The sequence below is a fragment of the Candidatus Methanocrinis alkalitolerans genome, assembly GCF_029167205.1.
In the GTDB taxonomy this organism is placed as follows: domain Archaea; phylum Halobacteriota; class Methanosarcinia; order Methanotrichales; family Methanotrichaceae; genus Methanocrinis; species Methanocrinis alkalitolerans.
Genome location: NZ_JARFPL010000012.1, coordinates 1 through 17,824, shown reverse-complemented (window position 1 = coordinate 17,824; position 17,824 = coordinate 1). Strand labels below are relative to the sequence as shown.

Here is a 17,824-nt window from a genome sequence, read left to right as displayed (position 1 = left end):
CAAAATAAAGCGATCCCCACCGCCACCAGATGCTTCAGCCTCATGATATCTCTCCTATCTTCACATCGCCTTCTTCAGTTCTAAGGTTGATGACGTTTACCCCAGCGGCATCGCCGCCCGTAGCCGTTATATTGATTCCTCCGGGCCAGCCGGCGTTGCTGATCGCGTCGGAGGCAAGGGCGCCCTTTACGGCGGTGAGGATGATCAGGCTCCTCGCCTCCCCAGGCCTCACGCCGCTTGCGGTCCAGGTTATGGTGGTGGTTCCGTCAGGGTTCTTCGCGACGTTGACCTCGGCGCCGGAGGGGACCGTCTCCTTAACCTCCTGGTGGGCGGGAAGGGTCTCGGTGACGACTATGTCCTTGGGGGCGGCCCTGCTGGAAGCATGGGCTGCTGCATCCTGGAGAACTTCTCTCAGCTCTTCTGAGTCGAGGCCGCCGATGGAATAGAACCTGCCGCCGGTGATGCTGGCCATAGTGCTCAGGCTCTCGTACTTGAGGGGCGACTCGAACTCGTCGATTTCCATGCCCACGGGATATATTGCGTAGCCCCTCCGCTTCAGCTCAATTGCCAGGCTGTCCAAGCCCTCGCCGGGCTGAAACTCGTCGGGGCCGGTGATGAAGAGGACGATCTTCTCGTCTCCGTCGAAATGGTCCCCGAACCCGTAGTCCACCTCCATGACCCCCCGCAGGCCCGCCGAGTAGACCGTCAGGTCCGTCTCGTCGCATAGTCCGGAGAGGTTCGAGAGGGCGGCCAGGACCTCTTCCTCGCTCTCCTCCAGGGGCCGAAGCGGGACCATCAGCGGATCTGCGCCTTCGCCGTCGTCCTCGTCCCAGCCGATGATCGAGACGTTGCTGAAGTTCGCCTCTGCGAAGGCCGCCCACACCTCCTCGCCCATCTCCTCGTAGGGAAGTCTCATGCTGCCGGAGACGTCGAAGGCGAAGACTGCGTCGATCGCAGCATCGGGCCTCGAGACGGTAAGGTTGATGACGCCGGCCGGCTCGTCGGTGCCGTTCCAGTATGGCGTCGAGCCGAAGATGGCGGTCTGGACGATGTTTATGGTGTTCTCCTTTGATCCACCTTTCGAAGTTGCATTCTTCTCCTCCAGGTTGGCATCAGGACATTTTGGGCAGGGAGGGCACACAAGACATGGGGGTTCTTTCCGGATGTCGGTATGGTTGACACAAGGGCTTTTGATTACGATTAAACCGTCATCAGGGCAGTTGTGCCAGGGGCGGCCGTCAGGCCCCCATGGGAAGCTGAGATTGAAATGTAGCGATGAACCCTCCCCTAAATATGCAATATCGCCGGTGAAATTTAAACTACAATTTATAAAGATTTTTATATACGTATTATTACAATCTGTATCATTGCAGGGTATAACCTCCAAGGTGCGTTCTTCGATCGGCTTCTTCATTGGGATGTAGCTTCCGTTCGTGTTTTGTGCCGAATAGGTCATCTCCGACCCCGGCTTCCCGAGGGGGAACAATCCGGTATTCTCGGAGCGGACTGCGAAGGTCTTGCTCCATCTTTCCCCTATGTAGAAATGGTTCCTTGGGCCGCTTCCGTCATCCACCGTCGGCTTCCACGTGAAGACCTTATCATCCCCCTCAACCTCGGCGTCCTGGAGGAAGTAGATAAGATCTCCAGGAGCAACGTATCTCACTGTGACGTTATTGCCAGCTAGACTTGTCATATCCTTATAAATTTTGATAAAGACGTTTTCGACTGTGGCATTATCTGCGGTGCTATAATTTCCCGCCGTCAATTCACTAATATTTTTTAGAACTAATTCACCCGCCTCATCTGCAGGAAAACCGATTGTCCATATTTTGATGCCAGCTTCTTTGGCTCTATATACCTCAGAAAGATAATCCTCGGGATCTCTTGCACGAGTTGTGCCGTCAGTCAGGAGTATTATGTGTTTTTGATGGTCGACGCTTTCGTTTTCAAACATTTCGATCGCCGGTTTCAATCCGTAATATAGATCTGTAGCACCATAAGAAATAATTCCACTAATAGTTCTATTAACAGATTCAAAATTACTCGTCGGAGGCTCTGCTTCAATGACTTGATCACTCCAGATGACGAGACCGACTTTGTCACTTCTGTTGTCCAAAACTCCTATGAAGCCCCTGGCAGCATCGAGCCGAGTTTTGTTGCTGTCATATTTGAACATGCTGGAGGAACTGTCAATGGAGAGAACCACTTGTACAGGCCTAGGATCTCCTAAACCTTCTATCTTAAGCTTGACAACGCTCTCACACGGAGTCCCGGAGCCTGCAATGCAGATCGGATTTGGGGATACATCATGATATGTCACATTCAAATGAGGCTGTACAAATGATGATGCGAAAGCGAGGCTTGAAAGGCATAGTATGCTCACCAAGAGGTTTCTCATTATCACATTATCGCCTCCTTATTATCAATAATATTTCACATAACCGAAATCGATCGTCGTATTTACTGGATCATGATGGTCCATGACTACAATAGATCCTTTATGATCATTGCTGTCGTTCTCTTCACCGCCTGCATAAATCTTGTCTATTTCACCCCACGGAAAGATCCTTACATCCTCTGGTAAAGTGGGATCAAAAATCCTTATGTAACCGTTCCCGTATTTCTGCCCTTCTCCCGTCTTCACTACATATCTGCCGAACGGCACTATGAAGGAATAACTACCGTTTAAATCGGAGAAGGTGCTGTTGTAGAACACTTCTTTTTCGCCATCAGGAAGCATGTAAAGTGATACATTAACCCCGGGAAGGCCTTCTTCACCATCGTCTTGAATCCCATTCTCATTGGAGTCGTTCCATACGAAGTCGCCGATGAGGCCCTTTTTAGCCATGAATCCGAAGTCTATGGTATCATTCTGCTCATCATCTCCGAGGATCACATCATCAGTAGATATGAATTTATGAATATCCTCCTCATAACCGCCTATTTTTGAGGGCTCCGAATATGCAAAGGTGGCGGTGAGGAATAGAACCGCCATCGCCACCGATATGCTTCTATAAAGTTTCACTCGAATCCCCCCCCCAATTGATGGTAGACCCTCGAAGATTTGGACGCGGGCTGAGAATCAGCCTAGCCCGCCATATCGCACAAGCTTCTTTTTCTCGTTTCCTCATACCTGCGAGCGCCTATCACGCTGGAAGTGTATCCGTTATACCTATCCCATTGCTATCGTTCTCTATGGTGCTTCCGGGAGCATATGGTATCGTGGGCTGGTAGCTGTCATCGGGGAGAGTGCTTCTGTCGACATATACTTTATATGTTCCGGAAGGGAGGCCGTCGAATCTATATGAACCGTCCTCTCCGGTGAGCTGTTCACCTAATTTGACGTAATCATCTCCAAGCTTATAATAAAGGAGGATACGAACTTCTTTGATCCCCAGCAGTCTGCCGCTGGAGTCAAAATCGTCCTGAATGCCGTTTCTGTTTAAGTCCAACCAGAACAGATCACCTATGGAGGAAACACCAGGGATAATAAATCCGAAATCTATCGTATCATTATATTCATTTGTGCCGAGATTGATCTCATCAGAGTAAATATAATTATTGCTATCCCGGGATTCATCCGGCTGAGCAGACGCCGTCCCTGCACCGAGGCAGAGCAACACCATAAACATAAAGAAATAAACGTGCCTCATCTCCATCTCCCTCATCCATGAAGATCAATACTAGATCTTTGTAGGTGTTTAATTCTTCTGATTGATAATCGTTTCGTCCTCATCTTCTTTCTCGGCCGGGATCAGGCATGTCCCAAGCATCCGGGTTGGAAAGCCGGATCCCCGTTGCTATCCAGCGGCCTGTCGTCCCCTGCTCTGTATTTGGTAGGCTTCCATCCTTTTCCAGGCAGGGTATTCATATCCACTTTCGCTATGTATTTCCCGCTGGGCAACCTATCGAATCTGTAGTAGCCAGAATTATCCGTCCAATTGGTCCCAAGTTCCCAGCAGTCGCCTTCATATTCATAATAAAGCTTCACCATCACTCCAGGAATTCCGGGTTCAATCTCAATAGCATCCTGAATCCCGTCCTCGTCCCGGTCCCACCAGACGAAATCTCCAATAGCTCCAGAAAACCTTGGCTCATTGACCATCACATACCCAAAAAGCCTCGGCGGATCCGAGGGGACCGACATGTCGAAGTAGACCCTGTCGGAAGCATCGTAGATGGGAAGGCTGATCGGATCGCCGAAGACGTTCCCGTTGGCGTTGTAGAACCTGGCCTGGCCCCGGGCGAGAGGCGACCAGAAGGCGAAGTCGGGGCCGGGATGGAGGAGGATGACCGCAGACCCGCGATCCGGATCAGAGCTTTTGACCTTCGTCCCTGGAGGAAGGCTCCCCGCCCAGGTGACCCTTACGTCGCCGACGGCCAGCTCTGAGATCGGCGGGACGGCCTTGACGTAGACCGAGTCCATCGGATCGTACTGACCCATCTTCCCCCCGATATCTGCATATACGAGCCTGGAATAGGGCGGATCGAAAGACATAAGCTCCAGGCCCAGGTCTTTATCTCCCGGAACCACCCTCGACCCTCCGGGTCCGAAGGGCGATGGTGTGAGCCTTATATCTGCGAGGCCGACGGGTCCAGGGCCGACGTGAAGGTATATAGGGTCTTTTTGGTCGTAAAACCCCGGCGCTATCCCGATATCGAGGTACATTATCGTCACAGGTCGCTGGACGAGGCCGGGGGCGGAGGAGAAGTCCTCTACTATCAGAACTTCGCCAGGGTTCGCAGGATAAGATATCGAACCAAACTCCAACTGACCTGACGCCTGGTTCATAAGCAGGAGAGAGATGAGAATTGCACAGACCATAGCATACCGATCCCCAGCCATCTTTCTCAAGTCAGATATCCTCCGTTCCACCCATACAAACCAGAGAGATCGATGACCTCAACCATAAACCCATAAGGATAAGGGAGGCGGCGTCGGAGTTCGTCGGCGATCTCATTCAGCCTTAAATTACTGACTTAATCATAAATATAGCTTTTTATTTCGGAGCAAAAGGTGACCCGGCAAGAATATTAGCTGGCATGATGTCGCTTTACCTGATAAAAAGAGAGAGCGTCGGAGGGCGCTCTAAAGGCTCATTCGTATGGCGTTGGGCGTCAGATACCCAAAATTCCGTGGGTATGCCGCGGGGCTGGATACGTCGAAGTAGACGACATCAGGCCAGTCATAGATCGGCGGGCTGGGCCAGCTGCTGATCATGCCGATGGGGTTGGTATAGAGGTTTCCGTTGGCGTTGATGAACCTCACCACACCTCCAGCCCCGGGAAGCCAGAGGTTGAAGCTGGGACCGGGGTGAAGGACGGAACAGGTGGCACCTTTATCGCCATCTAAGTTCGATACCCTCGAGCCCGGCGGGCCTTCAAGGGAGTCCAACCTGATATCTCCTATACCGATTTTATCCAGGGGAGGTACGATCTTGATATAAACTGGATCGTCAAGATCGTACTGCCCCATGATGCTGCCGGAATCTAAATAGACCATTCGCGGCAAACCGGGAGGAAACCTCTTTAGATCCATATCATGATCGCCGTCTCCCCCATCAACCTTTGACCCCGGAGGACCAAAGAGGGAGTCTGTCAGCCTTATATCGTTGACCTTAACCTTAGATCCTGTTAAGGTCACCTCTCCGATGTGGAGATATACGACGTCATCCATATCCAGCAGATCTGCGTTAGACCCTCCTTCCGAGTACCCTATCTGGACAGGAGTCTGCTTCAAATCACCGGCAGATGCAAAGTCCTCGACGATCATCCCGTTCTCCGGACTTGAGTTTGTTACCCTGTAGCCAAACTGGCCACTGACTCCACCGATACAGAGCATGAGGATCAGGACCATAAGAGCAGAGGCCCTCATCGATCTCTTCATGTAACCTCCAGATATTCCAAGACTCTCATCAGCTCATCAACCGGTAAGTCGGATGTTGTTCGGAACCACAAAACCGAAGGGATAACCTCCCATGGCTACGCTGGGCAGAGATATGTCTATGTAGACGTCGTCGCTGTAGTCGTAGATGGGATCCCCAATACCATTGACGTTTCCGTTGGCGTTGTAGAACCTCAGGGTTGCCACCGGCCCTCCTGCGGAGATTGGGACGATCATGGGGATCGCAGGTCCGTCTCTGTCAGGATGGTAGTCGAGGACCTTAGTCCCCGGAGAGAGGCCTAAGACCGGTCCCAGCCGTACATCCTTTGTGGCGGTACGAGCACCGATGGCCGCTGGCGTCATCGCCAGCACGTATACCGGATCCCGGAAGTCGTAACCCTGGCTGCCGTAAAGGTCTGCGTAATAGATGCCAGCCGCCTGGCCCGGCAGCGGGGACAGGGGCTTGTTTATGTCGTTGTCCATGGACGTCACTTTGGTGCCGGCCCGATATCCGGCGTAATCGGTGAGCCTTATGTCGTTGGAGTCGATGATGTTATTTCCCAACATGTCCAGATAGATGGTGTCGCCGTCATCATAGATCCCAGGATTAGCACCGGTGTCCCAGTAGCCGAGAGTTGGATTCAGCGGTTGCGGGAAGTCCTCGAGAAAACGCCCTATGTCGGCGTCTCCAGCCATCACCTTTGACCCGAACTGTCCGACAGCCCCGTTTAAGCTCAGGACAAAAAGAAGTCCGGCCATGATACAAACTTTCGTTATTCCCTTCAAATTAACCCCCCTTCATATTTATAGGAATGGATTACAGTCTACCGTAATCTTATAAGTACTTTTTTGGGATTCGGGAGGATAAGTTGGACCAAAACTCTGATGGGCAATTTTCATCCAGGAAAAAACGCCAGATCGAATCCTCAACCGAAAGTCGGGCGGATACAAATCTTCGGATTCCTGAGAAGGACCTGATCCATCACGCGTCTTCGATCCCCTCTACCTCAAATAAAGAGAGGTCGAGGGGATGAAAGAAAGCTCAGATGGACATCCTGACGTCGTTTATAGTCACCACGTAGAAGGGGAACTGGGTGTCCATGTAGACTATGTCACCTCTATCATAGATGGCATACCCTCCGTTGTTGATGTTCCCGTTGGTGTTGAAGAAGCTCAGCATCCCCGGGAGGGTCGAGGTCTTCAGGCCGTTATCCGGGTCGGTGTCGTTGACTCTGCTCCCTGCCGGAAAGCCCTTATAATTGGTGATCCGGACGTCGTTGGAGTTGATCTCTCCGGGGACGACGTTGAGGTATATGGGATCATCCAGGTTGTAGGCCCGGTCCCCCCCCGTATCGAGGAACCTGAGCTCAGCCCTGGGGGTGGTGGTGGTCCCGAACTTGGTCAGGGGCTTGCCTATGTCGTTGTCGGCCTTGGCCACCTGCGATCCCGCAGGAAGGTCGCCGAACGGCGTAAGCCTTATGTCATTTTCGCCGACGACATCGCTGGTGGGATCGATATTTATGTAGACGACGTCCTCGCGGTCGAATACGCCTACGATCCCGCCGTCCCAGAAGGCGAACTCAGGACCCATATAAAACGGGCTCAAAGCCCTCGACTCGTCCATATCGTTAACCATAACCTTTGATCCGTAATGAAATTGGTCGCCGTTCCCGGAGGCCGATGTGGCCGCCAGGGCCAAAACCAGAACCAAGAGAGCTGTCCTGCCGAAAGGAAGATTTCTCATCATAAGTCACCCCGCATCAATACTCGTTACTCCCCATTTTTGCTCTATCTTTCTCCTATATCACATATAAATATTGCTAAAATGATGCCCTCGATCTCCGGAACCTCGATGGACCATCTTTGGATGCCGCCATCAACGAGATGATGACTTTTCGGCCCTCTCTTCTGGAATAGGTTGATCTATCGGGAGGCTAAAACATCATCTGATGATGGATCTCATCCTTAGGACCCTCGAGTTCGCAGCCCCCATCCTCGCGATGATAGGCCTAGGCCTCTTCGGAGCCGGGGTCATGACGGAGATGGGGCTGTTGGGAGGGCTTTCCAGGATCACCAGGCCCATCTTTTCCTTCACGGGGCTCCCCGATGCCTGCGCCTCGGCCTTCGTCGTCTCCCTGGGGTCGGCGGTGGCAGCCAACGGGATGGTGGCGAAGTTCAGGGATGAGGGGCGGCTCGAAGAGAAGGAGGTGGTCCTCTGCGCCATCATGAACAGCATCCCCGTCTACTTGAGGGAGCTGTTCACCTACCAGATACCCATCGTCATTCCCGCCCTCGGACTTGTGGTGGGTGGTTTTTACGCCCTCGTCTTCATAGTCACCGCCCTCTTCAAGATCTCGGCGGTGGTGATCATGAGCAGGCTCTTCCTTGGAAAGAGGGTCTGCAGCGTCCCCGAGGGGATACAAGAGGAGAGGGTCTCCTTCCTGGAGGCGGCAAAGAGGTCTATACGCCGGGAGAGGAGGCTCTTTCTCAAGATCGCCGCCCTCTACGTCACGATGACCGCCGCCGTCTTCGCCCTCAGGGATCGAGGAGCCTTCGATGCCTTCGGCGTCCTCCCCCTGGCGGAGATCTTCGGGATACCCCCGGAGAGCATCGTCCCCCTGACGACCTACGTCGCAAGCCCCATCGTCGGGATATCCCTCTTGGGACCGATGATCGCGAGCAACGGGATCTCAGAGGTCCAGGCGATGATCGTCCTGATGCTGGGAAGCATGTTCATGCTCCCCCTCTTCGCCGCAAGAAGCCTCCTGCCCCGCTACGTCGGCCTCTTCGGACCGCGCCTCGGGGTCGGAATCGTCGCCTTATCTTCGGGGATGAGCATCTTCGTCAGGTTTCTGATCCTCTTGGTACTCCTCGCCTTCGCCAGGTGATCGACGGTCTCATTCTCCTATGATCTGGACGACGACCCTCCGGTAGCGAGGGCTTGTGTCCAGGTCTATGAAGACTATCTGCTGCCACGTGCCCAGCATCAATTTGCCGTCGGAGAAGGGGATGGCGAGGCTCGGACCGATGATGGAGGCCCTGATGTGAGAGTGGCCGTTCCCGTCGCCCCACCTCCGATTGTGGGCGTACTCGATATCCTGGGGCGCGATCCTCTCCAGGGCGGCCTTCATATCCTCGACGAGCCCCGGCTCGTACTCGATGGTGGTGATGGCTCCGGTGGCGCCGGAGGCGAAGACGACGGCCGCACCCGCGGAGAGCCCCGACCTATCTACGGCGGCGGCCACCTTTCCGGTTAGATCTGTCATCTCTCCGTCTCCTCTGGTCTGAAAGTCTACGTATTCGGTCACGATCAAGGAAGTCACCTCCGGTTTGACGACGCTAGCTCTCCGAAGAAGGAGGCTCTCCGTCAAGAGATCTATCCGCTCCCGCCCTTCAAGAAACTTTGCTGAGGTGGGGCTGGATGAAGGTCGGATCCGTGTGGGAGAGGACAATTTAGCTTGATTTACCCAAAAGTACTTTAACCACCATTGAACAAGTGAATTTTAAATAAGACAAATGAATTTGCTTGAGGTGTTTCGATATGAAGAGAACTCTGATGGTATTTCTCTCCCTGGCGCTCCTCTCCGCGCCTTCCCTCTCGGAGGGCGCCTTCTCCCGCCAGCAGGTCTACGTAACCGACGAAGAGGGGAGGATGGTTTCGGTGGACAAATCCCCCGAAAGGATCGTCTGCCTCACCCCCGCAGCGGCAGAGGTGGTATACGCCCTCGGCGAGTCCCATCGGCTCGTCGCCCTCTCCGACGATTGCACCATCCCGCCAGCCCTCTGCGAGAAGGAGCGGGTCGGCAGGTCTGGGCGGGAGGCGGACATCGAGAGGATCATGGAGCTTCGTCCCAGCCTCGTGATAGCAAAGACCGGCGGCCTCTTTGCCCAAGAGCATGAGGAGCAGCTTGCAGGCTACGGCGTCCCCGTCCTCAGGTATCGGGCGCTATCCATCAATACCCTCATCCCCATGATCGAAGATCTGGGACTGATCCTGGATAGGGAGGACGAGGCGAAAGAAATGGTGGACTATCTCGGAGTATATGCCGACGTCGTAATCAGCAGGACCGCCGGGATCCCGGAGGAGGAGAGGCCGAGGGTATACTTCATGTCTATGGGCCACTTCGACTGGACCGCCAGCTCCGAATCGACGGGCCACGATAGGATCAAGGCGGCAGGGGGCATGAACACGGCAGAGGATCTGATGGGGAAGGTCCCTCAAGTCGAGATGGAGTGGGTGATAGAGAGAAACCCGGAGGTGATCGTCTACTCGATGCCATCTTCCCAGTATCAGGGGACGGTCCCTACCCCCGAGGAGATGGCAGAGAAGAGGGATGAGATCATAGCCCTTCCGGGCTTCACCGAGATCGACGCCGTCAAGGCCGGCCGAGTCTACGTAGTGGACATAAACATGGCCAGCGGCCTTGCAGAGGTGGTGAACATGCTCTACTACGCCCGGTGGTTCCACCCCCACCTCTTCGAAGATCTGGATCCGAGGTCTTTGCACGAAGAGATCTACCATAAGTACTTCGGCATCGATATGGATGGTCTTCACCAGGTCTATCCCGAGGGCGCAGCCTTATAAACGGCCTGTATGATAACTGCCTATCCGATGGAAGGCGGCTTTGAACTGAAGGGGTGGATCGAAGTGGATGGCAGAAGGCTCTCCGAGTCGCAGGTCTATAGTCTCCTCGAAGAGGGACCACAGATCGTCTCCAGATTTGGCGGCGAGTTCTTCCTCCGGTGGGACGGCTTTTCGGCCCGGGACCGTTTCGGGATCGTACCCGGCGACGGTCCGCCTGGAGCCGTCGTCTCCGACGGCGAGGTGGTGGGAGCCGTCGATCCAGATCCTCCGGCCCCGGACCTCGCAGCAGCCATAAAGACCGCCGTCCTCCTTCGAAAGGACGGGGCGGTCGTCGCCCTCTCCGGAGGCGTCGACTCCGCCCTGGTGGCGGCCATCGCCAGAAGGGAGTGCGTCGCCGTGGGGGTCGAAGGGTCCGGGGATTTGAAGAGGGCGCGAGAGGTCGCAGAGATGCTGGATCTGGCGCTGGTGGCGGCGGTCATCGACCCCGGAAGGATCGAGGAGGCCCTGGGCCAGGTTCTTGCCGTAATCCCCCGAAGGACCCCCGTCGACGCCTCCATCGCCGCCACCCTCTACTTCGTCGCGGAATGGGCGAAGGATCACGGGTACGAGAGGATCCTGGCGGGGCAGGGGGCCGACGAGCTCTTCGGAGGCTACGCCCGATACCTGGAGACCGAGACCCTCGGTCAGGAACTCCATCGTGACTTCCTCGGCCTTCCGGCCCAGGCGGCCCGGGACCAGGCGGTGGCCGACCTCTTCGGCGCCCTTTTTTCTCTCCCCTACCTGGACGTCCGGGTGGTGAGGGCAGCGCGAGGGATCCCGCCGGAGGAGAAGGTCAGGGGCGGGATCCGAAAGAGGCCCCTTCGGGAGGTGGCGGCTCGACACATGCCGAACGAGGTCGCCTATCGCGAGAAGAAGGCGATGCAGTACGGCTCCGGGGTGATGCGAGAGATGAAGAGGTTGGCCAGGAGGAGAAACTTCAGTAATCTCTCCGATTATCTGGAGACCTTCATGTGAGGGAGATCCACCACATACTTTTTCAATCGAGAGGTCCCACCTCTCGCGAGGTAGGTGGGGTCATCTCTGTCGATAGTCCATGAACTGACGCCTGGAAGGCTCTTTCTCGCTAGCCTCGATCACGTTTCTGAGATCGTCGCCTCTATAACCGCTCTGGCCGAATCCCTGGGGGTAGAGGCAGGGATCGTCTCAGGGATTGGAGCGCTGAAGGATGCTGTAATCGGCTACTACGATCAGGTGGCCCACGAGTACAGATCGATGGAGATCGGCGGTCCCGTGGAGATATCAAGCCTCTCCGGAAACATCTCCATCAGAGACGGGAAGCCCTTCCTCCACATCCATGCGACCCTCGCCGACTCGCAAGGAAACGATAGAGGCGGCCACCTATCCAGCGGGACGGTCTTTGCGGCAGAAGTGTACATCAGGGAGCTGGTCGGACGGCCGCCAACAAGAAGCCACGACCCCACGACGGGCCTCTTCCTCTGGAGTGAGACCTATTGAAGACCTCAGATTACTTCGAAGCTCTGGAGGGGGGGCTCGCCCGGGAGATGGAGATCGCCGGCAAAGCCAGAAGTCAGGGGAAAGATCCGAGCCTCTTGGTGGAGGTTCCGACCGCCGTCGACCTGGCGGAGAGGGTTGAGAAGCTCATCGGGATCGATGGGGTAGCAAAGAGGATCAGAGAGCTGGAGGGGGAGGGGATGAGCCGGGAGGAGGCTGCCCTCGCCATCGGCCTCGACTTCGCCGAGGGGAGGATAGGAAGCTTCTCGACCAAGATCGAGGCGATCGACGGCGCCATCAGGACCTCTGTAGCCCTCCTCACCGAAGGGGTCGTGGCGGCCCCGATCGAGGGTATCGCCAAAGTGGAGCTGGGCAAAAACGACGACGCCACCGACTACCTCAAGGTCTACTACGCTGGTCCCATCAGGAGCGCTGGGGGGACGGCCCAGGCCCTCTCCGTCCTCGTCGCAGACTACGTCCGACGGGGAGTGGGGATCGATCGCTACAAGCCCAGGGCCGAGGAGGTGGAGAGGTACGTAGAGGAGATCGGCCTATACCGCCGGGTGGCGGGGCTACAGTACGTCCCTTCCGACGAGGAGATAAGGACCCTCGTCCGAAATTGTCCCATCTGCATCGAGGGGGAGCCAACGGAGGAGGAGGAGGTCTCGGGCTATCGAGATCTCGATAGGATCGAGACGAACAGGATCCGTGGCGGCGTCGCCCTGGTCTCGGCAGAGGGGATCGCCCTCAAGAGACCGAAGCTGAAAAAGCACGTGACAAAGCTCGGGATCGAGGGGTGGGACTGGCTTGACGACCTCGCCAGCGGAGGAAAGAAGGACGGTGGGGCCTCCGGAGAGAAGTTCCTCAGAGATATCATCGCCGGAAGGCCGGTCTTCTGCCACCCCCACCGCCCGGGGGGATTTCGGCTCAGGTATGGCAGGTCGCGGAACACCGGCCTTGCGGCCGCAGGGTTCAGCCCTGCTTCCATGATCCTCCTCTGGGACTTTCTCGCCGCCGGAACCCAGGTGAAGGTGGAGCTTCCGGGAAAGGCGGCGGCCGTCTCCCCGGTCTCCAGCATCGAGGGGCCGACGGTGAGGCTGAAGAACGGCGACCTGGTCCGGATCGACTCCGTCGAGGAGGCGGTCCTGATGAGAGGAGAGGTGGCGAGAATCATCGACGTCGGCGAGGTTCTGATCAGCTTCGGCGACTTTCTTGAGAACAACCGGACCCTGGCTCCCGCATCCTACTGCTTTGAGTGGTGGGCGGCGGAGCTTCTCGAGGCAGGCGGCGACCCCGAGGGGCTTGAGGAGATAGGGGGAGAGGAGGCGATAGAGGTATCCCGCCGGTGGGGAGTGCCCCTCCACCCGACCTCGACCCACCTCTGGCACGACCTCTCCATCGACGAGTATCGTCGGCTGAGAGAGGCCGTCTCCATCGAGGGGGTCCTCGAGGACGGCGTTCTCCTCTTACCTCCATGTCTCTTGGAACCCCTGGAGACGCTCCTCGTCCTCCACAGGGCGAGAGGTGGGAGGCTAGAGGTGGACGATCCGCTCCCCCTCCTCCTCTGTCTCGGGATCGATCCCGATGGGATGAGGATCAAGGAGCTTTGCGAAGAGCCTGATAGTGTTGAAGATGATGAATTGAGAGGGGGAAAGGACGACGAGATCGTTTCTTCGAAGTTAGAGGATCCCAAGACCGCCCTCGACCTCGTCAACCTCGTCGCCGGGATCAGAGTTATGGCGAGGGCCCCCACCAGGGTAGGTTCCCGGATGGGGCGGCCCGAGAAGTCGGACAAGCGGGAGATGAGGCCTCCCCCCCACGTCCTCTTCCCCACCGGCGACGCCGGTGGGAAGAGCAGGTCGGTGGGGGAGTGCGCAAAAAACCACGTCGGCAACGGCAGGCACGGGATCATAGAGACCTCCATAGGAAAGAGATACTGTCCTGAATGCGGCGCCGAAACCCACGAGTTCCTCTGCGGATGCGGGAGCCACACACTCCTCAAAAGGGCGTGCCCCGTCTGCCACCAGCCGGGAGCAGAGAAGTGTCCCCGGTGCGCAAAGCCCACCACCGCCGCAGCCATCATGAAGCTCGACGTCAGGGATCTCTACTCCCGGGCCCTCACCTCCCTCTCCGAGAGGGAGCCGGATCTGGTGAGGGGCGTCCTGGGCCTCACCAGCCGGGATAAGACCCCCGAGAGCCTGGAGAAGGGGGTCCTGCGGGCGAAGAACGGGGTCTACATATTCAAGGACGGGACGGTGAGGTACGACCTGACGGACCTCCCCCTCACCCATTTCCTTCCTAGGGAGGTCCACGCCGATCTTGAAAAGCTGAAGGAGCTCGGCTATACCCACGACATTCGCGGCGAGCCCCTGAGAAGCCCCGACCAGATCCTGGAGCTTCTGGTCCAGGATGTCGTCCTATCCTTCGACGGAGGCGAGTACCTCCTGAAGGTGGCGAAGTTCGTCGATGACGAGCTGGAGAAGTTCTACGGCCTTGAGAGGTTCTACAACGCAGAGACCCCCGACGACCTCATCGGCGTCCTCATGGTGGGGCTCGCACCCCACACCTCCGCCGGGGTCTTATGCCGGCTCATCGGCTACACCTCCGCCTCCGCCGGATACGGCCACCCCTTCTTCCACGCCGCCAAGAGGAGGAACTGTGACGGAGACGAGGACTGCGTCATGCTCCTCATGGATGCCCTCCTCAACTTCTCCATGTCTTACCTCCCGGAGAAGAGGGGCGGCAAGATGGACGCTCCCCTGGTGATGACCACCAGGCTCGACCCCTCGGAGGTGGACGGCGAGGCCCACAACCTGGACCTGCCGTCGAGATACCCCCTGGAGTTCTACCGGGCGACCCTCGGCGGAGCGTCGCCGAAGGATGTAGAGGGATTGATCGACATCGTATCCAAGAGACTTGGGACCGATGGACAGTACTCCGGCTTCTCGTTCACCCACGACACCGACGATATCGCCGCGGGGCCGAAGAACAGCGCCTATAAGACTCTGGGGACGATGGTGGAGAAGATGGACGCCCAGCTCGCCCTGGCGAGGTCGATCCGGGCCGTTGACGAGAGGGACGTGGCGACGAGGGTGATCAACTCCCACTTCCTCCCGGACCTGATAGGAAACCTCCGGGCCTTCTCCAGGCAGAAGGTCCGGTGCGTCAAGTGCGGGGCGAAGTTTAGAAGGCCCCCCCTATCCGACGTCTGCCCCAAATGCGGCGGCCGGGTCATCCTCACCGTCCACGAGGGGAGCGTCAGAAAGTACCTGGAGGTCTCGATTAAGGTCGCCGAGGAGTTCGGGGTCGACGACTACACCCGCCAGAGGCTCGAGATCATAAAGATGGACATCGACTCCCTATTCCATAACGACAAGTCGAAGCAGATGGGGCTTGCGGACTTCATGTGAGGGGCGAGGGGGACCTCTCCCCTTCACATGAAGTAAGCCTTCATCAGGTCCCGCCTCACCTTATCGCCTTCATGGCGGGCCTTGAAACGACGAGCATCTCTCGCGAAACGACGAGCATCTCTCGCGGGTCTCTCTTGAGGGTGGGGTCGCCGTAGATGGAGAGCTGGGATGCCGCCGGCTTCTCCGAATCGCCCGCCATCAAGACCGACTCCCGCATCAGCTCGAAGAGGGCGTCTCCGATCCTGTATGTCCCTTGCGACCCGGTCCCGGATATGTAATCCGGGAAGCGTGCGGCGAAGTGGCTGGGAGTACCCTGCTCCGTGTTCCTCGCGACGAAGGCTGCAGCTCCCGCCCGCAAAAACTCAGTTGCATAGCTCGGACGATCCCGGTACAGAAGGCCGGTGTTGCAGGAGACGTAGCCGGTTATCACCGGGTGGTTCGTTGCGAGATCCACTTCCTCGACGTTCTCTACCCTGAATATCGGGACGCGATCGTTGGTGGAGAAGGATGTGGGGCTTCCGTGGCCCATGAAGACGATGTAGTCGCTCTCCGATATCAGCTCGAAGGTCTCGTCTCTCATGCTGCAGGCGTCGCAGACCCCGTAGGGGGGCGTCGCCCGGCAGGGGCCACAGGAGGCATCGTCCGGATCGCAGGCGTCTCCGAGGCCGATCGGTGGGGATAGCCAGCACCTGGTGCTGAACCAGACCTCGGGGCTCAGCCCATAACCCCCGGATTCGTGAAGGTCGATGGACGTCTCCAGAGCCGAGACTATTCCCCCGGAGTCAGTCGAGAGGTCGGGGAGCCTGCTCGCGACGAAACCCTCGTCGACGATCCCGTCGTCGTCGAAGTCGACGTACCAGGCGTCGGTCGGGAGGTAAGAGAGTCGGCCGTCGATGGTAACGGTGAGGGGCCTCGGGACGACAGCCTCTCCTCCCAGGAGTATTATGTAGGCGGGTCCCGTCTCCTCGCAGATCCCCTCCAGGGCGTCCCTGATCTCGTGCCAGTCGGCAGGATCGGACGCCCGGACGCCGTAATCCCTCAAGCACTCCATCGAGTCGAGGACGATGTAACGTGCGTCGAGGCCGTCGGTCCGACCCACCGTCTCGACGTACCTCTCGACGGCGTCTTCGAGGGCTGCCGTCTCCCTCAAGAGGCTGGTCGTGACGAGGAGGACTTCCCGGGGCCGGGGCTTCATATCGACGTCGATAACCCTCATGCTATCGCTGGTGACGGTGATCTCCCGGACGATCCCGCCCGCGCCGCGGACCCTTCGAGAATAGGGGGCGCGGACGCTGATGAGCTCCGGGCTGCTCGACTCCATGATGTAGTCTCTGTGGGTCGCCATGTACGAATAGCTCCCCTCAGGGACCGCCACCCGAAAGCTCCCGGTGCCGCCGGTCGTCGCCGTCCAGGAGCGTCGATCATCGCCACTGACGAAGGTGACGGCGACGCCCCGGATCGGGTCACCGGTCACCTCGTCGGTGACCCTCCCCTCGAAGGCGCACGGATAGATGACGGCTCTCGCGTCGGCGGTCATCGACGGTGCGGCGACGGCCAGCTCCGAGGCGGTCTTATCGATCTTTGCAGGAGCGGGCGCTCCGGCAGCGGTCGTCGTGAGTGATAAAAGGAAGATCACGAGAACGATAGAATGAGCCAAAATCCTTTTCATCAGCGTCTAACCCCCTGAGAGATGAGTATTTCAGCATTTGTGCTGACCTTCCTGGCATCATCTGTTTCAACATCCTTTCAGCACAAGATATTAACAGTTTTTCGTGATTGATGGAGCCGGTATCACAAGACGGGTCGCTGGCCCTCTCCCATTCCCTCCCGCCGAGCCGGCATGGTCGATCGATCGCCACCCCTCCCCCCCGCCACCGTACCATCTCCCCTCGGAGAAGGATAGGAGCGACGATCCGAATGGACGCCTCTCAAGATATAACGAAAAGGGACAAGAGGGCGGCCTTCCCTTAACGATTCAAACGATGGAAAAATAGGGTTAAGGAAAATGGGTCGCGTACTCGATCTACTGAAAATCGCCACTCGAATCGAATTCAAGGGACGTATTTTCCGCCAAACAGCCATTACGTCACCCGTTAGCGCTATTCAGTAATCTGAGTACGCGACCGGAAAATGGCCGTCCTTATACTCGTCCACACTTCCTCTGTACCGTTGAGGTCCAAGTCGGACTTCTTCAGAAGTGGATCTTTTTGCCAAAGCGCCAAATTCGGTCTCGTCTCTCTCACATAGTCCTTTACGATCGTGTATCTGCCCTCGAACCCCTGTTCCTGGATCTCACGGTAAATTCGGGTAGTGAACCAGCAGTGAGTTGATGTTATTTATACTATTACGTTCTATCTCATTGTGGGTGTAGCAAGATGGGTCGAAGAGGTCCAAAACCTGGATTCAATGATGTTGCATGTTCTAACGAGGATT

14 protein-coding genes are annotated in these 17,824 nt (G+C 57.0%); 5 read left to right on the top strand and 9 right to left on the bottom strand.

What is annotated here, in order from left to right; all coding sequences use genetic code 11:
• Nucleotides 1–40: 40 nt before the first annotated feature.
• The 7 genes from P0O24_RS05150 to P0O24_RS05120 all read right to left on the bottom strand — a co-directional run bounded on the left by P0O24_RS05150 (nt 41) and on the right by P0O24_RS05120 (nt 7,631).
• A complete protein-coding gene (locus P0O24_RS05150; RefSeq protein WP_316968670.1) occupies nt 41–2,398 on the bottom strand; it encodes a vWA domain-containing protein in 2,358 nt (785 codons plus the stop codon).
• A 24-nt stretch (nt 2,399–2,422) separates the two neighbouring features.
• On the bottom strand, nt 2,423–2,995 hold the full coding sequence (locus tag P0O24_RS05145) for an SdrD B-like domain-containing protein (protein ID WP_316968669.1): 573 nt from the start codon (nt 2,993–2,995) through the stop codon (nt 2,423–2,425).
• A gap of 151 nt (nt 2,996–3,146) precedes the next feature.
• Nucleotides 3,147–3,668: an SdrD B-like domain-containing protein gene (locus P0O24_RS05140; protein WP_316968668.1), complete on the bottom strand. Its 522-nt coding sequence runs from the start codon at nt 3,666–3,668 to the stop codon at nt 3,147–3,149.
• Nucleotides 3,669–3,754: 86 nt separating this feature from the next.
• Complete coding sequence (locus P0O24_RS05135) at nt 3,755–4,771, bottom strand: SdrD B-like domain-containing protein (RefSeq protein ID WP_316968667.1); 1,017 nt, start codon at nt 4,769–4,771, stop codon at nt 3,755–3,757.
• A gap of 318 nt (nt 4,772–5,089) precedes the next feature.
• Entirely contained in the window at nt 5,090–5,857 is a 768-nt protein-coding gene (locus P0O24_RS05130) for a hypothetical protein (RefSeq protein WP_316968666.1), read from the bottom strand.
• Between the two features lie 66 nt (nt 5,858–5,923).
• Nucleotides 5,924–6,643, bottom strand: a complete 720-nt coding sequence (locus tag P0O24_RS05125; protein ID WP_316968665.1) for a hypothetical protein — start codon at nt 6,641–6,643, stop codon at nt 5,924–5,926.
• A 283-nt stretch (nt 6,644–6,926) separates the two neighbouring features.
• A complete protein-coding gene (locus P0O24_RS05120) occupies nt 6,927–7,631 on the bottom strand; it encodes a hypothetical protein (RefSeq protein WP_316968664.1) in 705 nt (234 codons plus the stop codon).
• A gap of 202 nt (nt 7,632–7,833) precedes the next feature.
• Between P0O24_RS05120 and P0O24_RS05115 the strand changes: the two genes are divergently transcribed.
• The gene (locus P0O24_RS05115; protein ID WP_316968663.1) at nt 7,834–8,772 is read left to right on the top strand and encodes a nucleoside recognition protein; all 939 of its coding nucleotides are present in this window, start codon (nt 7,834–7,836) and stop codon (nt 8,770–8,772) included.
• 9 nt (nt 8,773–8,781) lie between these two features.
• Here P0O24_RS05115 and P0O24_RS05110 read toward each other — a convergent pair whose 3' ends face one another.
• Nucleotides 8,782–9,198 (bottom strand): secondary thiamine-phosphate synthase enzyme YjbQ, encoded by a 417-nt coding sequence (locus tag P0O24_RS05110; protein ID WP_394356701.1) that lies wholly within the window; start codon nt 9,196–9,198, stop codon nt 8,782–8,784.
• 227 nt (nt 9,199–9,425) lie between these two features.
• On the opposite strand from P0O24_RS05110, the gene P0O24_RS05105 reads away from it, so the two are divergent.
• From P0O24_RS05105 to P0O24_RS05090, 4 genes are read left to right on the top strand one after another with little or no spacing between them, the layout of a single operon-like run.
• The gene (locus P0O24_RS05105; RefSeq protein ID WP_316968662.1) at nt 9,426–10,469 is read left to right on the top strand and encodes an ABC transporter substrate-binding protein; all 1,044 of its coding nucleotides are present in this window, start codon (nt 9,426–9,428) and stop codon (nt 10,467–10,469) included.
• A 9-nt stretch (nt 10,470–10,478) separates the two neighbouring features.
• A complete protein-coding gene (locus tag P0O24_RS05100) occupies nt 10,479–11,483 on the top strand; it encodes an asparagine synthase C-terminal domain-containing protein (RefSeq protein WP_316968661.1) in 1,005 nt (334 codons plus the stop codon).
• A 54-nt stretch (nt 11,484–11,537) separates the two neighbouring features.
• Nucleotides 11,538–11,984 (top strand): PPC domain-containing DNA-binding protein, encoded by a 447-nt coding sequence (locus P0O24_RS05095; protein ID WP_316968660.1) that lies wholly within the window; start codon nt 11,538–11,540, stop codon nt 11,982–11,984.
• Nucleotides 11,981–15,391, top strand: a complete 3,411-nt coding sequence (locus P0O24_RS05090) for a DNA polymerase II large subunit (RefSeq protein ID WP_316968659.1) — start codon at nt 11,981–11,983, stop codon at nt 15,389–15,391. Before P0O24_RS05095 ends, P0O24_RS05090 begins: the two co-directional genes overlap by 4 nt.
• Nucleotides 15,392–15,446: 55 nt before the next feature.
• Here P0O24_RS05090 and P0O24_RS05085 read toward each other — a convergent pair whose 3' ends face one another.
• A complete protein-coding gene (locus P0O24_RS05085; protein ID WP_316968658.1) occupies nt 15,447–17,060 on the bottom strand; it encodes a C25 family cysteine peptidase in 1,614 nt (537 codons plus the stop codon).
• Nucleotides 17,061–17,824 lie beyond the last annotated feature (764 nt).